Source organism: Marinobacterium jannaschii DSM 6295, from assembly GCF_000620085.1.
GTDB classification, from domain to species: Bacteria; Pseudomonadota; Gammaproteobacteria; order Pseudomonadales; family Balneatricaceae; genus Pontibacterium; species Pontibacterium jannaschii.
Window position 1 is genome coordinate 209,450 of the sequence record NZ_JHVJ01000004.1, and the last position, 21,855, is coordinate 231,304.

Here is a 21,855-nt window from a genome sequence, read left to right on the forward strand (position 1 = left end):
GATGTCGGTCGCAATTACACAGAATCCGGCCCGCAGCAGCCTCACCGCCATTCGCCTGACGGGGATTATTGGTCTGCTGTTGCTGTTGGCCGTAGCGGCTTTTTTGCACCTGAGCCTGGGAGCCAAAAGCCTCGACTGGAGCACCATCTGGCAGGCACTGACCGCCTATGATCCGCAGGATTCCGACCAGAGTATTGTGCGGGAGATCCGCCAGTCGCGCCTGATCGTGGCGCTGGTGGTGGGGGCTGCGCTTGCCGTGGCCGGGGTGCTGATGCAGGCGGTCAGTAATAACCCGCTGGCCGATCCCGGCCTGCTGGGCATTAACAGCGGGGCGGCGTTCTTCGTTGTCGGTGGCTTGCTGATGCTGCCGGGTACCCAGCACCACTATCTGCCACTCTACGCCTTTGCCGGGGCGGCCTTTGCCGCGGTGCTGGTATTGCTGTTGAGTGGCCGTCAGCAAAGTCCGGAACGGCTGGTGCTGGCCGGGGTGGCGGTGACAGCGCTGTTTGGCGCTATGACCGCGATCCTGCTGATCGTTGACCAGCAGGGACTGGATAAGCTGCGTCACTGGCTGACCGGGGCGATCGGCGCTTCTGATCTGAAAAAGCTCGACTGGGTCTGGCCTTATCTGGCGGCGGCATTAGTGCTGAGCTTCTTCCTCACCCGCTCGCTGAATGCCTATCACCTGGGCGAGCGTGCGGCTGCCAGCCTCGGCGTGAATATCCGTCTGCTCAAGCTCGGTAGCCTGGTGTTGGTGGTGGTGCTTTCCGGCTCGGTGGTCGCGGTGGCCGGGCCGATCGGCTTCGTCGGTCTGGTGGTGCCGCATATGGCACGACTGCTGGTGCGCAGCCACTATGGCTGGTTGCTGCTTTATTCGCTGTTGCTGGGGGCACTGTTGCTGGTTTCGGCGGATCTGGCGGCCCGTATTGTGGTTCGGCCGTTTGAGATCAATACCGGTATCGTCACCGCTTTGGTGGGTGCGCCGGTATTTATCGCCTTGGTGATCGGGAGGATGAAATGAGCCTGCTCTCTTTTACCGCCCAGCCACTACACCTGACACCGCTGCCCGGGATCAGCCTGCGTATTCGGGCCAGGGATCTGTTCTGGCTCGGTTTCTTTAGTGCACTGTTGCTGGCGGTGCTGGTCTGGAGTGCGGCCAGTGGCAGCTATAGCCTCAGTATGGCTCAGAGCTGGCAGGCGCTGGTGAGTCCGGAAACCGAGCCGAAGCGGATCGTGCGGGTGCTGTGGGAGTTTCGTCTGCCGCGCATCTTAGCAGCGGTGCTCTGTGGTGCGGCGCTGGCGATTGCCGGGGTAATGCTGCAATCGATCACCCGCAATGCCCTGGCATCGCCGGGCCTGATCGGGGTCGAAGCGGGGGCCAGTGTCACTTTGCTGATATGTGTGATCCTGCTGCCGGGATTGATCCCGGTGTTCTGGCTGCCGGTCGGTGCTATGGCGGGCGGCTTTGCCGTTGCCGGGCTGATCTGGTTGCTGTCCTCGGCGCGGGGCTACTCGCCGGTGCGTTTGATTCTGGTGGGCGTGGGGATTACCTCGATGCTGGGGGCCTTCTCCGAGATGCTGATCACCTACGGCGATATCGAGCTGGTGGAATCGGCATTGATGTGGCTGGGTGGCAGCCTGCATCAGGTGAGCTGGGAGCAGGTGCAGGTTATGACAGCCTGGTTAGTGCTGGCCGGGATTCCTGCCTGGCTGGGGTTCCGGCAGCTCAATTTGCTGCGCCTGGGCGATAAGGTGGCCCTCAGCCGCGGTGTCGATAACCGCAAGGTGATCCCCTGGCTGCTGTTGTTGAGTGTGGCACTGACCTCGGCGGCGGTGGCGACTGCTGGCACCCTGACCTTTGTCGGCCTGATGGCTCCCCATATGGCACGGCGCTTCTGTGGCGACCGCCATGGTGTCTTGATCCCACTGGCCGGATTGATGGGCGCCCTGCTGGTGTTGCTGGGCGATACCCTGGGCCGCACCTTGCTGGCACCGCTACAGCTGCCTGCCGGACTGGTGATCGTACTGGTCGGCGCACCCTATTTTATTGTTCTGATGAGTCGGGCGCGCTAGCCCGGCGATGGAGAGATCTGCTATGAAACGGATTAAACAGCTTGCAGCGCTGACCCTGGCCGCCCTCGGTCTGGCGTCTGCTGTGTCAGTGTCAGCTGCTGAAGAGACCCGCACCTTTGAAAACCGCTTCGGCAAGGTCGAGGTGCCGGTAAAACCCCAGTGTGTGGTCTCACTGCATGATTTCAGTCTGACTATCCAGTTGCTGGAGCTGGGCGTGCGCCCCTGTGGTTCAGTCGCGCGCAAGAAACTCTGGTCCGATCCCTATTTCCGCGGTGTGCAGCATCGTTTTGATCTGGGTGATACCGCTTACGTCGGCAGTCACAAGTCTCCGGATGAGGAGGCGATCGCCATGCTGGAGCCAGACCTGATTGTTGGTCTCTCCTATCATGAACAGCTGAAGGACAAACTGTCCCAGATCGCTCCAGTGGTGATCCTGCCAACCCAGGAGACGCCGGTGTCTGAGTGGGCGGCACAGCTGGCCGATCTGGTCGGTGCCGGTGACCGTTTTCGTGATCAGCAGAAGGAATACAGCTGGGTGATCGAGGAGTTTAAGCGCCTGGTGCCACAGCCTGAGAATGTCAGTGTGACCACGCTGGAGATCTATGAAGATAACTTCCAGCTGATCGGCCGCGGTGGCCTGGATGATGTGATCGCCGATATGGGGCTGGGGCGTCCAGTGGGCTACCAGAATGCGAAGAAAGGGATCAACTACAGCCTGGAGCGGGTCGGCGATTTCGATGCCGATATCATTATCGATACCTATGAGCCGCTGCTGGACAGCCGTGAAGAAACCGAGGAATTCAGGGCATCGCCCCAGTGGCAGAACCTGTTTGCGGTTAAGAACAACCAGTTCCTCTACTTCAATCGCAGCCGTTATGGTGATTCAATGGGCGGCCTGACCGGTTCGGCTTACCTGTTGCTTTCCCATATCGCCGAGCGGGACCTGAAAACCCAGAAGTAGAATCGATGACCGGACACGCCTCATTTATAACGTCGCCGCAAGCGATCCCCGAGCCTGGGCCGTTACAGTTCTGGCACTGCCGCTTTGATCCGGGCCTGTATCGGCCCGGCGACGAGCAGTGTCTAGGCATTGAGTTGCCGGAGAAACTTGCTTCGGCATTGGCCAAGCGCAGGGTGGAGTATATAGCGGGACGCTGCTGTGCCAGGGCCGCGTTATCTGCTGCGGGCTTAGCGGATGCCGTTCCGGGCTATAACAGTGATCGTAGCCCGCACTGGCCGGCCGGCGTGCAGGGCAGTATCAGTCATAGTGATGGTGTGGCAGTTGCGGCTGTGTTGCGGGATGCCTATATGGGGATCGATCTGGAGACGCTGGTCAGTGCAGATACCGCTGCCAGCGTCGCCGGGATGATTCTGACCCCGGCGGAGCAACTGCGATACGGAGCCAGGCCTGATCCGCTGATCCTGACCCTGATCTTCTCACTGAAAGAGAGCTTCTATAAGGCCGCTTATCCGCAGGTGGGACGCTTTTTTGACTTTACTGTGCTCTCGGTGACCGCTATAGATCCGGCTCGACAGCAGATCAGCTTTAGGCTGGAACAATCGCTGAGTCCGGCACTGCAGGCCGGACTGACGCTACGGGCCTACTGGCTGGAGATGCCAAACACCCAGTACCTCACTTACGTAACACTGGAAAGGGCCTGCTCGGCGGACAGGGCCTAGTCGGCAAAATCCAGCGACAGGAATAGGCGCATCTCGCCCGGCGCAACGGCCGGGGAGCGATGTACGATGCCGTAACCCTCGTTCTCAAACCAGCCATCTCCCTTTAACAGCGCCACATCGCCGGCCTTGAGCTGTTCGATCTTTTTCGGCTCACCCTCCGGGATACGTGGCGATCCATCCTGTGGCTCCGGCAGCCACTCAGTGCCATTGCCGCCAAAGCAGGTCACCAGCCGTGCCGGCAGGTAGTCGACATGGAACTTAGGACACATCGCCCGGCGCAGGGTGGCAAAGCGCACACCGATCTGTTGCGGTTCAAACAGGCACTGATACATATCGAGTAGCTCACAGATATTGTCGATCAGGGCCTGCTTGCCTTCGCCCTCGGGCAGTTTTCGTTGCAGCAGAGCCTGGCTCTCGCTCTCCAGTCCGTCATCGCAGCTAAGCAGGGTGCGCAGGTTGATCTCCCGGCCACTCTGGTTCAGTTGCGCGATATAGCTGTTGATCTCAGGGACAAGATCCCGTTGCCACACCGCCAGATTACAATCCGGCTGATAGATCTCTGTCAGGACCTCGGGACTGTCGCTGATCTGTGCCTGGGGGAGCTGTGTGCTGAGTTGCCGGGTCTTGAGCTGTTCCGCCGCCGCCATACGTTTGCCTCATTGTTATAGTTGGGTCGCCAGCAGTTAACTGCCGAAAACTAATAGATGATATGTTATATTGTAACAAATAAATAATTTCCAGACCCTTTCCACATACCAACGACGATAACGACAATGACACGACAGTTTTTCCGTCAGATGGAGACCCGTCAGCGGGGTGATCGTATTGAGCTGACCGAGTTTATCGATCATCTGAGCTGGAGCGAACAACAGCTGATACCGGTAGTGACCCAACAGTATGACAGTGGCGAAGTGCTGATGGTGGCATGGATGAATGCTGAGTCACTGCGGCTTACTTTAGAGGAGGGCTGGGTGACCTACTGGTCCCGCTCGCGCCAGTGTCTCTGGCGCAAGGGCGAAACCAGTGGCAACCGCCAGCGGCTGATCGAGCTGCGAGCCGACTGTGACGGCGACACCCTGCTTTGTCTGGCTGATCAGCAGGGGCCCGCTTGCCACACCGGGCGGGATAACTGCTTCTACTACACGATGCTGCCTCACAGCGGCGAAGTCGTCGTCAACGCCAGCCAGCCTGAGACTGCCTAATACCGAACCGGATCTGTTGTTATGAATAAAGCCATGAATAATCCCGCCCCACAATCCGCCCGGGCTCTGCCCGATGTTGCCGCGTCCGATCGCGCTGCCATACAGTCGACCCTGGACTGGGTCGGTATGTCCGAAATCGCCTTACCCTTTATTGTCCAGGATGAGCAACAGGGGGCGATCCATTGCCAGGGCAGGGCGCAGGCCTACGTCAACATCGCCCGGCCGGATATCAAGGGCATCCATATGTCCCGCCTCTATCTGTTGCTGGAGCAGTGGAGCGAAGCCGAAGCGGTTACGCCGGAATCGATCCGGTCATTCCTGGACCAGAAGTTGGGTACCCATACCGATATCAGCGACAGTGCTACGATCAGCCTGCGCTTCGATTACCTCAGCCGTCGCCCGGCGCTGAAAAGTGCTTACAGTGGTTGGAAGGCCTACCCGGCGGAGATCGAAGCCAGGTTGCTTGAAGGACGGGTGGAGATCGAGCTGAAACTGAGTATTCCCTACTCCAGCACTTGTCCTTGCTCGGCGTCCCTGTCTCGCCAGTTACTGGCACAGGCACTGCAGGATGACTTTGCCGACACTGCCAGTATCAGTAAGGAGGCTATCAGCCAGTGGTTGCTGAGCGAGCGCGGTTCTGTGGCGACACCGCATAGCCAGCGCAGCTGGGCCTACCTGCGGATCAGGCTGGCGGATGACTTCACGGCGGAGGGGTTCCCTATCTCACGCCTGATCGATCAGGTCGAGACGGCGCTGAAAACGCCGGTACAGACCGCCGTTAAGCGCGAGGATGAGCAGGAGTTTGCCCGTCTCAACGGCGCCAATCTGATGTTCTGTGAAGATGCCGCACGCCGGGTGCGCGTTGCGTTGCTGGATCAGCCCGGTATCAGCGATTTCTGGCTCAAAGTAGAGCACCAGGAGAGCCTGCACGCCCACAATGCGGTGGCGATTGCTACCCGTGGGCTTGAGCAGGGATATACCGCACAACTGACGTATTGAGGTCCTTTCAGATGCAAACCACATTGATACTGAATGCCCGGGTGATCAACGAGGGGCAACAGCAGCAGTGCGACCTGCTGCTGGAGCAGGGCAAGATTGCCCGCATTGGGGATGATTTACAGCACTGTCCGGCTGACCGGGTCATTGATGCTGAAGGACTCTACCTGCTGCCTGGAATGATCGACGATCAGGTTCATTTCCGTGAGCCGGGCCTGACCGCTAAAGGGGATATAGCCACCGAATCAGCGGCCGCCGTGGCCGGTGGGATCACCAGCTATATGGAGATGCCCAATGTCAGTCCGCCAACACTGGACCTGGCGGCACTGGAGGCGAAGTACCAGCGTGCTGAGGGACGCTCGCTGGCTAACTATGCCTTTTACCTGGGCGCCAGCAATAGCAATATCGAGCAGATTCGCCGTGTCGATCCCAATTCGGTCTGCGGTGTTAAGGTCTTTATGGGGGCCTCGACCGGCGACCTGCTGGTGGATGATGAGCTGGCGCTGGAACTGATCTTCCGTGACTCTCCGGTACTGATTGCTACCCACTGTGAGGATAGCCTGCGCATTGCGGACAACCTGAAACGCCTGCGTGAGACTCATCCGGGTGAACTGAACGCCGATATGCATCCGCAGATCCGTGATGTGGAAGCCTGCTATGCCTCCTCCTCCAAGGCGGTCGAACTGGCGAAGCGTTTCGGTAGCAATCTGCATGTACTGCACCTGACCACAGCTAAGGAGCTGGCGTTGTTCCAGACCGGAGCGATTGAGGGTAAACGGATTACCGCCGAGGCCTGTGTCCACCATCTCTGGTTTAGCGATCAGGACTATGCTGAGCTGGGAAACCGGATCAAGTGCAATCCAGCGGTGAAATCGGCGGATGATCGTGCCGCGTTGCGGTCCGCGCTGCTGGACGGGCGCCTGGATATCGTCGCCACAGACCATGCGCCGCATCTGCTGGCGGAGAAAGAGCAGTCGTATGAAAGTGCGCCTGCGGGTTTACCACTGGTCGAGCACGCTCTGCCGTTGATGCTGGAGCTGGCGAAACAGGGCGTGCTTAGCCTGGAGCAGGTGGTTGAGAAGGTCAGCCATAACCCGGCGATCCGCTATGCGATTGAGGGCAGGGGCTTTATCCGTGAAGGCTATGCCGCCGACCTGGTGCTGGTCGACCTCGATGGCGAGACATCCGTGACTGATGCGGCGGTCCGCTATAAGTGCCGATGGTCGCCATTTGCGGGCCAGCGTTTCCGCGCCCGGATCTGCAGCACCTTTGTGAATGGGGTTGAACTCTTTGATGGCGAGCAGGTACTGTGCCGTCCCGAGGCTGCGCAACGGCTACGCTTTAACCGCCGCTAAGCAGGCGGTGGCGGGCGGCCAAATGACATGAAAAAGCCCCGCAGGCTCAGAGCTTGCGGGGCTTTTCGTTGCTGCAGAGCATTGCTGATCAGCTCACCTTGGCAGGTTGCTCTTCAGGTTCTGGCTTCGGCTCCTCGCCGTCATCCTTCTGACCTGCAGCGTGGTGTTCGGCCAGTACTTCAGCCAGGTTTTCACGCGACAGCTCACCCTGCAGCTGGCCATCGGCATCGACTACCGGCAGCGGGATGTCGGAGTTCAGAGTTTCCGGGATGACTGCTTCGATCAGGGCCTCTGTCTGGATCGCCGGCGCATCGGCTTCATCCAGTACCGCTTCAGACAGCTCGGAAACACTGTCATCCCGGTTGGCTTCTTCAAGAGACTCCTGGGTAATAACTCCCTGGTACTGGTCGTCCTGAATCAGGTAGCCGTAATCTTCCTTGCTGCGGCGCATCTGTTTCAGGGCTTCCTCGATGGTATCGGCGGTGATACGGCAGGCCGGCGGATGCATCACGGTTTCCACGGTCAGGGCGCGGGCACGGTTTACATCCTTCACGAAGTCCTCGACATAATCGTCGGCAGGATTCAGCAGGATCTCGTCCGGCGTACCCTGCTGAACCAGCAGGCCATCACGCAGGATAGCGATACGGTCGCCGATACGCAGTGCTTCGTCCAGATCGTGGGTGATAAAGATGATGGTCTTATGCAGTTTCTGCTGCAGGTCGATCAGCTGGTCCTGCATACCGCTTCGGATCAGCGGGTCCAGTGCCGAGAAGGCTTCATCCATCAGCAGGATTTCGGCATCGGTGCAGAGGGCGCGGGCCAGGCCGACACGCTGCTGCTGACCGCCGGAAAGCTGGTTCGGATACTGGTTTTCATAACCTTCCAGGCCAACAGTATTCAGCCACTCCAGGGCTTTCTTCTGCCGCTCGGACTTGTCGACGCCCTGAATCTGCAGGCCATAGGCAACGTTATCCACCACGGTACGATGAGGCATCAGTCCGAAGTGCTGGAATACCATCGACATCTTATGGCGACGGAAGTCCTGCAAAGCCGCTTTGTCGAGCTGCATGACATCGACATCTTCGACAAAGATACGGCCTTCAGTTGGCTCGATCAGGCGGTTGAAGTGACGGATCATAGTGGATTTACCGGAGCCGGACAGGCCCATAATCACGAAGATCTCGCCGCGATTGATCGACAGGTTGATATCCTTGAGGCCCACGGTATGGCCGCATTCAGCCAGTACTTCGCTCTTGCTCTTGCCGGCACGAACCAGCTTCATCGCGTTGGCAGGATTGCTACCGAAGACCTTATAGAGGTTCTCGATGCGGATCAGCGGTTCGGAGGTATTTTCATTATCAGCCATTGTCGCGTCCTCCGAGGTGAGCCTGGGTACGTTTTGCGTAGCTCTGGGATACGCGGTCAAAGATGATTGCCAGGGCGACGATGGCCAGGCCGTTCAGCAGGCCGAGGGTGAAGTACTGGTTGGTAATCGACTGCAATACCGGCTGGCCGAGGCCCTTAACACCGATCATCGAAGCGATAACCACCATGGCCAGTGCCATCATAATAGTCTGGTTAACGCCCGCCATAATGGTTGGCATCGCCAGTGGCAGCTGCACGCCGAACAACCTCTGGGATGAGCTTGCGCCATAGGCGGTGGCGGCTTCCAGTACCTCTTTGTTAACCAGTCTGATACCCAGGTTGGTCAGTCGGATTACCGGTGGAATGGCATAGATAATAACCGCGATAACGCCCGGGATCTTACCGATACCCAGCAACATCACCACCGGTATCAGGTAGACGAAGGCGGGCATGGTTTGCATGATATCCAGCGTCGGGGTAACAATCGACTGCACACGGTCAGAGCGGGCCATAGCAATGCCTATCGGTATACCTATACCAATGGCAAGCAGGGTGCAGACGGTAATAATACTCAACGTCCGCATGGTGTTGTCCCACATGCCGAAGTAACCGATCAGCAGGAAGGAGACGACAACGCCAGCGGCGAGTTTCCAGGAGCGTCCTGCCATATAGGACAGGAAAGCGATCACGACAATGACCAGCCACCAGGGCGTACCCAGCAGCAGTTTTTCGAACCAGATCAGGAAGCTGAGCAGTGGGTCAAAGAAGCTCTCGATCAGGTCGCCATATTCACGGGAAAAGTCACGGTAGGCGCCATCAAGGTATTTACGGATATCGCGCAGTTCAGAGCGATCCAGTTGGGGAATTTCGGTTAGCCAGGATTTGTCGGACATAGGCTCTAATACTCCATTGCAACAAGACATTGCAGAATCCGGAGCCCTCCGTTGCCGGCCTGCTCCGGAACGGCCCGCAGCTATTCAATCGCAGCGGGCCATTTGATTATTGTTATTGGTTATAGCTCAGATAGCGCTTTTTCGATCTTTTTAGATGCCTCGGCGGTTACCCAAGGTGTCCAGGTGTTTTTGAAGCGGGTCATAAAGTTTTCCATCGCGATATCACCATCGGCCTGATTCTCTTCCATCCAGGCCAGCAGGGCGTTCATCTCTGAGTTGGAGAATGCACGCTTGCTCAGATAGGCAGCGGCTTCAGGGGCGCGGCTCGCAAACTCTTCAGTGATAACCGTATGTACCGGAGAAGGTGGCCACATGGTGGTTTTCGGGTTGTCGCAATCCGGGTCGGTAATACAACTGGTGAAGTGTTCTTCATCGACGCCGGTACCGAAGTCGACTTTCACCATGTTGTACTTACCCAGAATCGCGGTCGGAGCCCAGTAGTAGCCCAGCCATGGTTGCTCACGCTCGTAGGCTTTGGCGATCGAACCGGCCAGACCGGCACCTGAACCCGGATCGATCAGCTCGAAACCGGCTTCTTCCATTTTCAGCGACTTGAAGATGTTGCCGGAGGTGATCTGACAGTTCCAGCCAGCCGGACAGCCCATGATGGCGGACAGCTCCGGATCTTCCGGATGCTTGAACAGCTTGGCGTTGGCCATAATGCCCTGAATCGTACCGAGGCTTGGGTCTTTGTCGACCATGTACTTCGGTACCCAGAAACCCTCTTCACCGCCATCAGCCAGAGACTTGCCGACCAGGCGCAGGCGTTTCTCAGCTACACCGCGCTCCAGAGCGTCTTTCATGGAGTTGCTCCACATCTCCGGAGCAACGTCCGGCTCGGACTTCTCAATCATAGAGGCGCCGGTTGGCATGGTGTCGCCAGGAACCAGCTCTGCATCACAGCCATAGCCGTGCTCTAGGATAAAGCGGTCGATATTGGCGATGAGGGTGGCTGAACTCCAGTTCATATCGGCAATAGCGACTTTGCCGCATTCAGCCTGAGCCTGGAAAGAGGCGGTTGCCAGCATCAGAGCTGCTGCCGCAAAGGTGGTATTTCTACGCATCTGAATCTCCCTTGTGATACGGGAGGCGCTGTATAAACCCTCAGACTGAAACTGCCTAAGCACTTACACAGAGGCTCCTTTAAATAAGGCGTCAGTCATGCTGATACAGGTCTGTCGGAGACTGGTTTGGTTGACGAACGTTTGATGCGCGATACCTTCAACCCCGAATCGATACACTGAATCAGTAAAACCAAGCCCTCGTAGTGCAAAAAATTGGTGTGTTGGAAGGGCCGATATTTGGTCCGGCTAAGTTTTTGCATCTCCAACACGGGCAAATACAGGCTAGCATCCTTAGGGTTCAAAATACAATCCTTTATTCCCTATGGTTTTAAAGTAAGAATTTCTAAGTTTTTTAATGATTTAGTAAGAATAACAGACCTGATTTTAGGTGCTTTGTCGTTTGTAGTCTAAAATGTGTCGCTTTATGTTTTTGTGTCCGGTTTAAACAATTAGGGAACGAACGGTATTGCCGGATCAGACTGCCCTGATCGCTTTGCTGCGTTGCAACGTAAAATAACGTCAGGCCGTGAGTCGGGGGGGCTCTCGGGGGCGCTCGGAAGTGCGCTCCGGCGCTTAGTCAGCAACGGCTAATAAAGTCAGTGAGTTGTTCGCAGCTTTCCCGATAATTCACGTATAATCAGCGACTTAATTTTTTAGGATGAGTGATCCATGAGGGAACAGCTTAAAACTGCCGTTATTCTCGTTAACCTGGGCACCCCTGATAAGCCGGATGCGGCTTCTGTCAGGCGCTACCTGAATGAATTCCTCTCCGATCAGCGGGTGGTAGAAGGAAAGGGCCTGCGCCGTTTGCTATGGCTGGCTGTTCTGAAAGGGATCATCCTGCGTCTGCGCCCGCGCCGTGTTGCTAAGGCCTATGCCAGTATCTGGGAAGATGATTCACCGATGCGCAAAGTGCTTAACAGCCAGGTTGCCGGGCTTCAGCTAAGCCTGCAGCACCGCTTTGCGGCTGATGCACCGACAGTCTATGCCGCCATGACCTATGGTTCCCCCGGGCTGACACCTTTGCTGCAGGAACTGGTTAAGAACGGTTACAAACGCCTACTGGTGGTGCCGCTTTATCCGCAATACTCCGCGACCACAACCGCCCCTGTTTATGATCAGCTGGCTGATTTCCAGCGCGGCTGTCGTGAAGTTCTTGATATCAGGGTGGTGAAATCTTACTACGATCATCCGGACTATATTGCGGCACTGGCTGAATCTGTGCGCAGCTATCGCCAGCAACATGGCGAAGCGGACCGGCTGCTGTTGTCCTATCACGGTATTCCACAGGAATACGCTGACAAGGGCGACCCCTATCCTAAACAGTGTCACCGGACCTCTGAATTGCTGGCCGAAGCTTTGGGGCTGGCCGACAATGCCTGGATGACCACTTTCCAGTCCCGCTTCGGCCCTAAACAGTGGCTGCAGCCTTATACGGATAAAACACTGGAGAAACTGCCGGAGCAGGGCATTAAGTCACTGCAGATCGCCTGCCCGGCATTTTCGGCCGATTGTCTGGAGACTCTGGAAGAGATCGCTATCGAAAACCGCGATGTCTTCATCAAGGCAGGTGGGGACGAATACAATTACATTCCGGCGCTCAATGCGGATGCCGGGTTTATCAATCTGTTAAGTCAGCTGGTCGCCGAACAAGCCGGTGACTGGTTGCAGGAGCGCTAGTTAATGTCTCAGGATTACCTGTTTGGTATCCATGCCGTAAAAACCGCCCTTCAGCGGGATTCACAACGTATCCAGGGGATACGTGTTCTTAAGGGGCGCAGGGACGAGCGTATCCAGCAGCTGCTGGAGCTGGCGAACGAAAAACGCATCAAGGTTGAGCCGGCGTCCCGTCAGGAGCTGGATCAGATGGCGGCAGGCGGGGTACATCAGGGTATTGTAGTCTCTATTGTGCCGGTCAAAGCCCGCAATGAGCGCTTCCTTGAAGAGCTGGTGACCAATCTGCAGGAGCCGGCGTTTCTGCTGGTACTGGACGGGGTAACTGATCCCCATAACCTGGGTGCCTGCCTGCGTACGGCAGACGCCTCTGGTGTACATGCCGTGATCGCACCGAAGGATAAGTCAGCGCCACTGAATGCCACGGTCGCAAAGGTTGCCTGCGGTGCTGCTGAAGCGGTGCCTTATGTACAGGTAACAAACCTGTCGCGGACTTTGCAGTTTCTGCAGCAGGCCGGCGTCTGGATTACCGGTACGGCGGGTGAAACCGACCAGGAGATCTATGGTGCCAACCTGACCGGCCCTATGGCGCTGGTGATGGGAGCCGAAGGTAAGGGCATGCGTCGCCTGACCCGCGAACATTGCGATCAGCTGGTGAAGATCCCGATGGCCGGTGAGGTCAGCAGCCTTAACGTGTCTGTTGCCACCGGCGTTTGCCTGTTCGAAGCGGTGCGCCAGCGCAAGGCTGGCTGATCCCGCTGTCGTGCTCCGTGGGTTTCGCTGCTTTGCCACGTTACGCCTGCAGCGTGGGATTGAGGCACGAATCCCACGGATCTCCTGATATCTGCAATAGCATCTCTCAGGTCTTAAACCGGGCCAGCGTTGTAATCAGCTGCTGTGCCTGCTGACCGATCGCCTCGCTGGCCTGTACATTGGCTTCGGCCCCTGAGGCGGTCTGTTCTGAGGCCTGACTGATCTGCTCCAGATTATCCCGGGTTGCCGCAGTCACCTGGGCCTGTTGCTCGGTGGCGGTGGCAATGCTGAGATTCAGCTGACTGATCCGGTCAACCTCAACCACAACCTGATCCAGTGCGGCTTCGACCTCCCGGGTCAGGCTGATATTGTGGTCCATCTGCTGGTGACCTTTCTCCATCGCGGCGACAGCATCATCAGCCTGGGTCTGCAACCGGTTGATCAGCTGGTTGATCTCTTCTGTCGCGGCCTGGGTGCTGAGCGACAGCGAACGTACCTCATCAGAGACCACGGCAAACCCCCGGCCATGATCACCGGCGCGGGCCGCTTCAATTGCCGCATTTAACGCCAGCAGATTGGTCTGTTCGGCGATGCCCTGAATCACGTTCAGAATACTGCCTACTTTCCGACTTTCTTCGGCCAGGTTAGCGATCACTGCGGTGGTTTGGTCTAGCTGCGCGGTCAGCCCGGCAATGGCGGTGCGGTTACGCCCCATCAGTTGCTGGCTGGCATCGGCGTATTGCTGAGAACTGTGACTGGCGCTGGCGGCTTCACGGGCATGGGCAGAGATCTGCTGGATCGTCTGATTGATCTCCTCCATGGCTGTTACGGCGCTGCCGGTTTCCATCTGCTGCTGATCGACGCACAGGCGGGTACTGACAGATACCTGATTGAGGGTCTCAGAGGCCTGGCCCAGGTGCTGGCTGCTGTCCCTGACGGTGGCCACGGTACTGCGGATCGCGGCAATAAACTGATTGAAGCTGGCCGCCAGCTGGGCCAGTTCATCGTGGCCACGGCAGGGTAGCTCGACACAGAGATCGCCATCGCCACAGCTGATCTCCTGCATGCGCTGGCAGATCCGGCGCAGTGGTGTAATAACCAGCCTGTAGGAGAGCCCGATAGCGAGGAGAGCGATCAGAGTGCCGGCAACCAGAGACACCGTGAGAGCGGTTTTGCGCTGCCGGGCGATCTGCTGGGCGGCTGAGGTCTCTGTGCTGACTTGTTCGCCGATGTGCTGTCGTAGCTGTTCTGAGGTGTTGATGAAAGCCTGTGTGCGCTGCTCAAACCCAATGCGGGCGCGTTTAAACGCATTGAACAACTGACGAAGGTGTTCGATATCGCGGCGATATTCGGTCTGTAACAGGCTCAGAGTCTCCGCATAAGTCATCCCCTGCCACTCGCCCATGGTGATCTTGCGGCTCGCCAGGGGGGAACGGCTGAGCTCGCCAAATGCCTCTTCGATTGCCTGCAGGTTTTCTTCAAGCCGTTCCGATAGCTGTGGGGTGCTGCCCGGGCTTAACAGCAATTCGAGGTTACGGCTGCTCTCGGCGAGGGCGACCCGGGCGTCGTAGGCGGCGGTGACAAAGCGCCATTTGCTCTCGATATCTTTCTCCCAGGAGTGAACCTGGTCACGCAGAAAGGCGTCTTCAAGTGCCGCGATCTGGAAGTTGCCATAAAGCCTGAGGCGTTGCATCAGTTTGTGAATGGCATCGATTCTTAAGCGTGTGGTATGCAGGGTTTCGGTATAGCTGCGATGATTACGCAGCAGCAGGGTTTGTTGCTGATGCAACTGCTGGCGCTGTTCATCGAGTGCCTGGGCTTCGGCCTGATATTCACTGTCGCGGATACTATCGAGCAGGCTGGCTATCTGCAGGTCATCAAGGTTGATCTGATTCAGCTCTGCGCTGGTTGGCGGCTGGCTCTTAGCGGTCTGGGTGCTGACCCGGCTGGCACTGGTGCGTACCTGCTGTGCCAGTTCAATTGAAGAGCTGGCGCTCTTCCAGGCAGTGCCGGATATATGCTGTAGCAGATCATGTAGCTGGCTCAGCCCGAGCATCCCGAGGGCTCCGGTACCTGCCAGAATGATCAGTATCAGCAGGAAACTGCTCCCGAGTTTATGTCCCAGTGTCAGGCGCATCAGCTTCTCCCTCTTTTATTGTTTATTGAGGGATCAGCAATAAGTATGCCGTGCTTACTAATAATTGAGCGATTGGTTGGTAAAGCGCTCAAAGTGCCGGTAAAGGGCGCTTTGAGCACGGTTGCTCTGCCGGGATGTCAAAGTGGGCTAGGAAGAATGGGTGATCCTGGCCCCATTGTGCCTGGCCTAATGGGTTATATCCGACCCATTTTCCTGTTCGGTAAATACTTCCAGAATATGCCGTGCAATCATCGCCTCCTCATCCGTAGGGATCACCCGCACCATCACCGTGGAGTCGATGTCATTAATCAGCCCCTTACCCTGGCGATTGCGTTCCGGATTGATGGTGACTCCCAACCATCGGCAGCGCTCTGCGATACGTTGGCGGACATCGGCATCGTTTTCTCCGACCCCGCCGGTAAACACCAGCTGCTCAACGCCCTGTAAAGCTGCCGCCAGGCGACCGGCTTCCAGTGCGGCGCGATAACAGAACTGATCGATCGCTTCTTCTGCTTTGGGGTGATTTGCCTTGTGCAGCTCCTGCATATCGCTGCTGATACCGGAGATACCCAGCCAGCCACTTTTCTTGTAGATAAGCTGTTCCACCGTATCTAGGTCCATCTTCTCTTCTCTCAGCAGGTAGAGAATCAGGCCGGGATCGATGCTGCCGCAGCGACTGCCCATCGGTAGTCCATCAACTGCGGTAAAGCCCATGCTGGAGGCGATGGAGCGCCCTTTGTCTACGGCACACATACTGGCACCGGAACCAAGATGGAAGATGATGGTTTTAAACTGGCCGCAATTCAGTGAGTCAAGCTGGCGCTGGATATATTCATAGGAGAGGCCGTGAAAGCCGTAACGATGAATACCGCTTTCCGTCAGTTCCCTTGGCAGGGCGTAGTTGCGCTCAATGGCCGGTTGCTGGCGGTGAAACATGGTATCGAAGCAGGCGATCTGGCGTACATCGGGCAGCATCGCATGGCAGGCCTGAACGAGGCGCAGGTTATAGGGCTGATGCAGGGGGGCCAGGGGCACATATTGTTCCAGCTGGCGGATCAGCGCTTCATCGATCTCAACCGGTCCTGAATACTGATCGCCGCCATGTACCACCCGGTGGCCGATACCGTCCAGGCTGACCTCCGGAAGGTTTTTGTCCAGCCAGCCCAGTACCTGTTGCAGGGCGGCTTCATGGCGTTTGGTCTCCGCAATGCGCTCAAACTGCAGCGGCTCTTTATCGATGACCTGCAGGCCAGCGGAATTGCGGACACTGAAGGTGGCGGCCCCCAGAATGGTACTGACTTTAAGCTGGTAGCTGCATTTCAGCGTATCGCCGCTGGCCTGATAAAGGGCACACTTCAGGCTGGATGAACCACCATTGACGGTAAGCAGGTTATTCAAAGCACGGCTCCTTTTGCCGGATGGTGAACCATATGAGACGCCAGGGCGCAGGAGGCGATGCGTCCCAACGGGGTTTCGGCGCGACTGGTCAGAATGATCGGAACCCGGGCACCGACGGCAATACCGGCGGACTTAGCGTTGGCAAAGTAGATCAGCTGTTTAGCCGTCATATTGGCAGCCTCCAGATCCGGTGGCAACAGGATGTCGGCGTCACCCGCTACCGGAGATTCAATATGCTTGTCGATAGCCGCTTGAAGTGAAATGGCATTGTCGAAGGCCAGGGGGCCATCCAGGATAGCGCCGCTGATCTGACCGCGATCGGCCATTTTGCATAAGGCAGCGGCATCGATGGTGCTTTGCAGATTAGGTTTCACTTTCTCGACCGCCGAAAGTATGGCTACCTTGGGTGTGGCGACGCCAAGGGCCTGCATAAAGTCGATCGCATTCTGGATGATATCGCGCTTGGTCATCAGGTCCGGGGCGACGTTGATGGCCGCATCGGTGATCACCAGTGGCTTGTGGTAGTTTGGGATATCAAACACAAAGACATGACTCAGGCGGCGCTCGGTACGGATTCCCTTACTCTTGTGCACCACGGCTGCCAATAGCTCTGAAGTACCCAGGCTACCTTTCATCAGTGCTTCGGCGGCGGTCTGGCGTACCATATCGCAGGCTAGTTCAGCGGCAGCATGACTGTGCGGGGTATCGATCAGCTCATAGCCGGAAATATCCAGTTGCTCTTTATCTGCTGCGTTGTGGATTTTACTGCGGGGGCCAATCAGGACGGGCTCAATCAGTCCGCGCTCAGCCGACTCAATAGCCCCCAGTAAACTGTTGTGATCCGTCGGATGGACAACCGCCGTGCGTATCGGGCGGGCTGCGCTGGCCTGTTCGATATAAAATTCGAGTTGATCGTGAAGCGGTGGTTTATCCTTGATAATCATAACAGTGAGACTTCCTGTGCTTATGTTGTCAGATTCAGCCTAGGCCGAATGTGTGAACCGATTATGACGGCCATCCATGCCCCGGACTGCTGATGCAGATCATCTAATATACAGCTATTCATACTGTCATAAAGAGGCTGGGCCGGACGTGTTAAAGTCCTGCTATCTGAAGTAATTAAGTAACAAGGACAGAGCATGAAAGTACTGGATACCCGGGCTCGTCGTGTAGTCGATGAGATCAGTCGTTTCAATCAGGATCTGCCAGCAGACGCCAGAGCGCTGAAGTACAGCAAAATGGCCGCCAGCCCCTTTGTCTTCTTTCGTGGTACCAGTCACCTTTACTGGCTGGATGTCTCCAGGGACTGGCGAATCTCGCTGTTTGGTGGCCGGCCTGCCTCTCAGGTCTGGCTGCAGGGCGATGCTCATGTCTACAACTTTGGTGCCCTGCATGATCATGAAGACCGTATCTACTTCGGCATGGATGATTTCGATGATGCGGTTGTCGGCGACTATCAGTTTGACCTCTGGCGCCTGGCCGCCAGTATGGTGCTCGATCTGAGCGAGCGGCCGTTTTTTTCCGAGAACCTAGCTGACCGCGCCGTGAAAGCACTGGGAAAAGCCTATATCGATGCCGTCGTGAAAGCTGACGGGGATAATCCAGCGTTGCGCCTGGAGCATGCCCCGGAGCCGATCCGTAGCTTCCTGCAGAAGGTCCACCGCAAAAACAGTCGTGAAAAGATGCTGGACAAATGGACCTCTGATGATGCCAGTCGTCTAAACCTGGAACACGACAAGCTCGAACAACTGTCAGATCAGGCGAGTCAAAAGCTCAGCCAGGCGCTTTCTGAATATTTCAAGACCTGTCGCGTAGACACATCGAAAAATCTGCCGGTCATTCTGGACCTGGCACAGCGTACCCAGGCAGGAACCGGATCACTTGGAACGGATCGCTACTATGCCCTGATCGCCGGGGACTGCGCCGGGGAAAACCTGATCCTGGATATTAAGCAGCAGCGTGAGCCGGCTTCGGTCGCGGTGATGCCCGATGCAGAGCAGCACTGGTACCGAAGCAACTTCACTAATGAAGGCCGTCGCCATGCCCAGGCCTACCGCGCAATCGCGGAGCACCCCGATCGCTGGCTGGGCTGGATGGAGATGGATGGCCTTTCATTTTCGGTACGTGAGCGTTCACCTTTTAAGAAAGACTTCCCGACCCATCAGCTGAGTATCGACGAGTATGTCAATATGGCTGAAATCTGGGGTGAGATACTGGGACGCGAACACGCCCGCGGCTCGTGGCAAGTCCAGGAACCACAAAATCGCTTCATCGCCTATATCCGCGATGAAGTGGAAACCGACCGCAAGGCCTTTATCCGCACCCTGCGCGCAGTCTCGCTGAACTATGCCCGCTGTGTAAAACAGGACTGGGCGACCTTTAACCTGCTACTGGCCCCAGAGTCATAGAGCTGTAGGTTTGCCGAGCCTTTGTGGGAAATCACCATCCCGCGGCGTGGGTTGAGGTACGAAACCCACGAATCGATCTAACCGACCCTACAACGCAATTGGCTGTCCATGCAGATAACCCTGGGTGCCATCGGCATCCAGCAACTTAAGCTCATACAGCTGACTCTCCCGCTCGACATGCTCGGCATAGGCCTTTATCTGCAGGCTGTGGGCGATTGTGATCAGGCTGCTGACAAAGAAACGGTCTTCGGCATTGCTATCCACCGCCCTGATCAGTGATCCATCGATCTTCAGGTAATCCGGCTGCAGGGTATAGAGGTAGGAAAACCCTGCCGGATGGATACCGAAATTATCGATACCAAAAGAGACCGCCTGATGTTTCAGCATATTGCGGAATCGTGTTACCGCATCCAGGTTGTTCAGTGCAGCACTCTCGCTGACCTCTATATGAAGGCGGGAGTTGACCGGGCAGTCGCCAAGGCGAGACTCCAGCCAGTCGCTGAATTCATCATTATTCAGCGCATCAGAGCTAAGATTTACGGCCAGAGGTGCGGTCTGGGGGTGCTGGTCCAGATAGGCAATAACCCGGTTGATCACGGCGCGGTCCAGTGCGCTCATCAAGCCCAGTTCTTTTACCACGCTGATAAATTCACCGGCAGAGCAGGGGGTTTCATCCAGATTCATAATCCGGGAGAACACTTCCTGATGGCAGGAGTCCAGTGATCGCAGGTCGGCCAGATTCTGTGCCTGTAAGAAAATATTCTCGGCATTAATAGTGTCTGCAACATGCTGGTGCCAGGCGTTGGAGTGGATACGTTCGCTGCTGTCCTCTGCAAAAAGTTCAAAGGTACTGCCCCGCCGGATCGATTCCTGTAACGCAAGTCGGGCATGGGACAGTACCTCGCCCGAGCCGGTAGTATCGTCACAGTGAGCGACGCCAATATGCACCGGCTGCTGGTCTGCTGATCCACCCAGTGCTTGGTAGTTTTCACAGAAGCTGCTTTGCAGGCTGCAGAGGGTGCGGTGCAGGGCATCGCTGTCGGTGCGTCGTGCCAGAAGCAGGAAGTCCGCACCGGTGAAACGACCGATAATGGTATCGTCATTGTCGCCGGCGGCTGATTTCAGTCTGTCGGCGACGATTTTGACGAAATTACTCGCTTTTTCCATGCCGAAGCTTTCATTGAGCTCTTTGAGGTTATTGATCCGCAGATAGATCAGAGTGCCGGGGCCAAAATCCTTACGATAATCGAGCCGTTCCTCCAGCTGGTTCTGCAAAGCGCGTTGATTCGCGACGCCGGTTAGTGAATCCTGGTAAGCGGTGCGACGCAGCTCCTCTAGCTGACGACTCTGCTCATCAAACATCAGCCGGACCTGCCGTACCATCTGATTCATCGCTTCAACTACCCGGCGCAGGTCACGTGTCAGTGGAATTCTAGGCTGTTCGATATAACGGCGCTCGGTTAGCGCGATCGCCTGCTCTTCAACCCCGCGCAGGGGCTTCATGATCACCATCAGCAGGTAACTCACCACCGCTGCAGCCAGCACCACCAGTACCACAAACCAGACAAAAGCCTCACTGACCCCCTGCCATAACCGATCATAGGCATAGCCAGCACGGCTCTGGACATGGACACTACCAACCGGCGCCCACTGGTAGGTGACATCACGCATCGTCTGCGGCGGCGCTATATCCACCATGGAGACAAACCATTCAGGCACAGAATCGGAAATACGCGGAGAGGTATCCTTACTAAACAGCGTGTTACCTTCGCTGTCCTCGATGATAATCTGCTGGTAGAAGCCACTGTCAAAAATTGCATTCACCGTGGCCTCGATGACCGCTGCGTCGCGATTCTGAATCTCCGGAGCCAGATACAGGCCAAGATGGGTCGCGGCATCCTGACCGTGCGACTGCAGCTGACTCAGCAACAGCTGCTTGGTGCTTTCAGTGGTGAGATAGAGTGAACCTACTAACAGGCTCAGCAGCACCGTGAATATGGCTATTATCAGTTGTCTGGACAGCGTCATGCTGAAGCGCTCCTTGCTGAGTTACTGTAGATTGACTTGCTGGTTTCCGATGCGGGATTTTACCTTGACCCAAGGGCCAAGTCGGTCTGACGTGCCGACCAGTTTTGACCGTCGGCCTTTCTTGGACAGCCAGAGGTTGTCACCATTAAAACTGTAGACATGGCGCAGGTCTTTGCGCGCACTCACCGGCTTGATTTTCGGCACCAGATTATCCAATACCAGCGGAACCGATCGTGGAGACTCGTAGTAGGTCAGCACCATATGGGCCTGGTTGTAATCCAGTGCTTTAACGTAGGCGATACTGAGCTTCTTATCGGCCACGCCGAGCTCGCGCAGGGTGTAGTACTTGGCGATAGAGAAGTCCTCACAGTCGCCGCCATTGCTGACCAGAAACTCTACCGGCGTGGCCCAGTAATCCTCTTTCTTCCAGTGATCGATATCGTTTAAAAAACGTACCTTATTAAAGAAACGGTTTACCCAGTAGAGCTTTTCCGACTCAGGCTGATCGGCCAGATCCTGTATTAATTGCTGCCATTCGGTCAGGCGCTCACCGGCTTCCGGTCCGTAGCGGTGACTCAGTTCTGCGATATAGGCCTTGCTCAGGCGTACACTGTCGGCGCCGATAACAGTCAGGGAGATAAGCAGAGATAGAAAAAGCAGGCCCAATAAAAGCAGAGGAGGGAGCGATACCGAGCCGCAGCCCTTAGAGCTGCTATAGCCTGCCTTACTTGAGTGAAGTGGTCCCTGAGTCACCTTCTAACCCTGTATA

19 protein-coding genes are annotated in these 21,855 nt (G+C 56.7%); 10 read left to right on the top strand and 9 right to left on the bottom strand.

Annotation, left to right across the window (positions count from 1 at the left end):
• The first annotated feature begins 1 nt into the window (after position 1).
• The 4 genes from Q354_RS0102605 to Q354_RS24345 are packed head-to-tail and all read left to right on the top strand — an operon-like array spanning position 2 to position 3,753.
• Positions 2-1,021 carry a FecCD family ABC transporter permease gene (locus Q354_RS0102605; RefSeq protein ID WP_027856261.1) on the top strand — a complete coding sequence of 340 codons (1,020 nt, stop codon included), beginning with the start codon at positions 2-4 and terminating at the stop codon, positions 1,019-1,021.
• Positions 1,018-2,073: a FecCD family ABC transporter permease gene (locus Q354_RS0102610; protein ID WP_027856262.1), complete on the top strand. Its 1,056-nt coding sequence runs from the start codon at positions 1,018-1,020 to the stop codon at positions 2,071-2,073. The genes Q354_RS0102605 and Q354_RS0102610 overlap by 4 nt, the downstream gene beginning before the upstream one ends.
• Positions 2,074-2,095: 22 nt before the next feature.
• Positions 2,096-3,034, top strand: coding sequence for an ABC transporter substrate-binding protein (locus tag Q354_RS0102615; RefSeq protein WP_027856263.1), 939 nt, complete (start codon positions 2,096-2,098; stop codon positions 3,032-3,034).
• A 5-nt stretch (positions 3,035-3,039) separates the two neighbouring features.
• On the top strand, positions 3,040-3,753 hold the full coding sequence (locus Q354_RS24345; protein ID WP_051559829.1) for a 4'-phosphopantetheinyl transferase family protein: 714 nt from the start codon (positions 3,040-3,042) through the stop codon (positions 3,751-3,753).
• Here the strand turns inward: Q354_RS24345 and Q354_RS0102625 are convergent.
• Positions 3,750-4,400, bottom strand: coding sequence for a DUF1826 domain-containing protein (locus Q354_RS0102625; RefSeq protein ID WP_051559830.1), 651 nt, complete (start codon positions 4,398-4,400; stop codon positions 3,750-3,752). The genes Q354_RS24345 and Q354_RS0102625 overlap by 4 nt on opposite strands.
• 126 nt (positions 4,401-4,526) lie before the next feature.
• On the opposite strand from Q354_RS0102625, the gene hisI reads away from it, so the two are divergent.
• Genes hisI through Q354_RS0102640 form a run of 3 tightly spaced genes read left to right on the top strand, consistent with a single transcriptional unit; the run spans position 4,527 to position 7,306 of the window.
• A complete protein-coding gene (gene hisI, locus Q354_RS0102630) occupies positions 4,527-4,955 on the top strand; it encodes a phosphoribosyl-AMP cyclohydrolase (RefSeq protein ID WP_027856265.1) in 429 nt (142 codons plus the stop codon).
• Between the two features lie 21 nt (positions 4,956-4,976).
• Complete coding sequence (gene folE2 / locus Q354_RS0102635) at positions 4,977-5,954, top strand: GTP cyclohydrolase FolE2 (RefSeq protein ID WP_245600973.1); 978 nt, start codon at positions 4,977-4,979, stop codon at positions 5,952-5,954.
• Positions 5,955-5,965: 11 nt separating this feature from the next.
• Positions 5,966-7,306: a dihydroorotase gene (locus Q354_RS0102640; protein ID WP_027856267.1), complete on the top strand. Its 1,341-nt coding sequence runs from the start codon at positions 5,966-5,968 to the stop codon at positions 7,304-7,306.
• A gap of 88 nt (positions 7,307-7,394) precedes the next feature.
• Here the strand turns inward: Q354_RS0102640 and Q354_RS0102645 are convergent, their stop codons facing one another.
• The 3 genes from Q354_RS0102645 to Q354_RS0102655 form a co-directional block, all read right to left on the bottom strand.
• Entirely contained in the window at positions 7,395-8,672 is a 1,278-nt protein-coding gene (locus Q354_RS0102645; protein ID WP_027856268.1) for a quaternary amine ABC transporter ATP-binding protein, read from the bottom strand.
• A complete protein-coding gene (locus tag Q354_RS0102650; RefSeq protein ID WP_027856269.1) occupies positions 8,665-9,564 on the bottom strand; it encodes an ABC transporter permease in 900 nt (299 codons plus the stop codon). Before Q354_RS0102650 ends, Q354_RS0102645 begins: the two co-directional genes overlap by 8 nt.
• Before the next feature lie 119 nt (positions 9,565-9,683).
• Complete coding sequence (locus Q354_RS0102655) at positions 9,684-10,688, bottom strand: ABC transporter substrate-binding protein (RefSeq protein WP_027856270.1); 1,005 nt, start codon at positions 10,686-10,688, stop codon at positions 9,684-9,686.
• A 669-nt stretch (positions 10,689-11,357) separates the two neighbouring features.
• On the opposite strand from Q354_RS0102655, the gene hemH reads away from it, so the two are divergent.
• The gene (gene hemH, locus Q354_RS0102660) at positions 11,358-12,368 is read left to right on the top strand and encodes a ferrochelatase (RefSeq protein ID WP_027856271.1); all 1,011 of its coding nucleotides are present in this window, start codon (positions 11,358-11,360) and stop codon (positions 12,366-12,368) included.
• 3 nt (positions 12,369-12,371) lie between these two features.
• Positions 12,372-13,115: a 23S rRNA (guanosine(2251)-2'-O)-methyltransferase RlmB gene (rlmB, locus tag Q354_RS0102665; protein WP_027856272.1), complete on the top strand. Its 744-nt coding sequence runs from the start codon at positions 12,372-12,374 to the stop codon at positions 13,113-13,115.
• 106 nt (positions 13,116-13,221) lie between these two features.
• On the opposite strand, the gene Q354_RS24350 is transcribed toward rlmB, so the two are convergent.
• The 3 genes from Q354_RS24350 to Q354_RS0102680 form a co-directional block, all read right to left on the bottom strand.
• On the bottom strand, positions 13,222-15,252 hold the full coding sequence (locus Q354_RS24350; protein WP_036228314.1) for a methyl-accepting chemotaxis protein: 2,031 nt from the start codon (positions 15,250-15,252) through the stop codon (positions 13,222-13,224).
• Between the two features lie 186 nt (positions 15,253-15,438).
• Positions 15,439-16,650 carry an acetate/propionate family kinase gene (locus Q354_RS24355; RefSeq protein WP_051559831.1) on the bottom strand — a complete coding sequence of 404 codons (1,212 nt, stop codon included), beginning with the start codon at positions 16,648-16,650 and terminating at the stop codon, positions 15,439-15,441.
• Positions 16,647-17,594: a bifunctional enoyl-CoA hydratase/phosphate acetyltransferase gene (locus tag Q354_RS0102680; protein ID WP_027856273.1), complete on the bottom strand. Its 948-nt coding sequence runs from the start codon at positions 17,592-17,594 to the stop codon at positions 16,647-16,649. The genes Q354_RS24355 and Q354_RS0102680 overlap by 4 nt, the downstream gene beginning before the upstream one ends.
• A 195-nt stretch (positions 17,595-17,789) precedes the next feature.
• Between Q354_RS0102680 and Q354_RS0102685 the strand changes: the two genes are divergently transcribed.
• Positions 17,790-19,058, top strand: coding sequence for a DUF2252 domain-containing protein (locus Q354_RS0102685; protein WP_027856274.1), 1,269 nt, complete (start codon positions 17,790-17,792; stop codon positions 19,056-19,058).
• Positions 19,059-19,145: 87 nt separating this feature from the next.
• On the opposite strand, the gene Q354_RS0102690 is transcribed toward Q354_RS0102685, so the two are convergent.
• Complete coding sequence (locus tag Q354_RS0102690; RefSeq protein WP_027856275.1) at positions 19,146-21,086, bottom strand: bifunctional diguanylate cyclase/phosphodiesterase; 1,941 nt, start codon at positions 21,084-21,086, stop codon at positions 19,146-19,148.
• A 21-nt stretch (positions 21,087-21,107) separates the two neighbouring features.
• A complete protein-coding gene (locus Q354_RS0102695; RefSeq protein WP_322786126.1) occupies positions 21,108-21,839 on the bottom strand; it encodes a transglutaminase-like cysteine peptidase in 732 nt (243 codons plus the stop codon).
• Positions 21,840-21,855 lie beyond the last annotated feature (16 nt).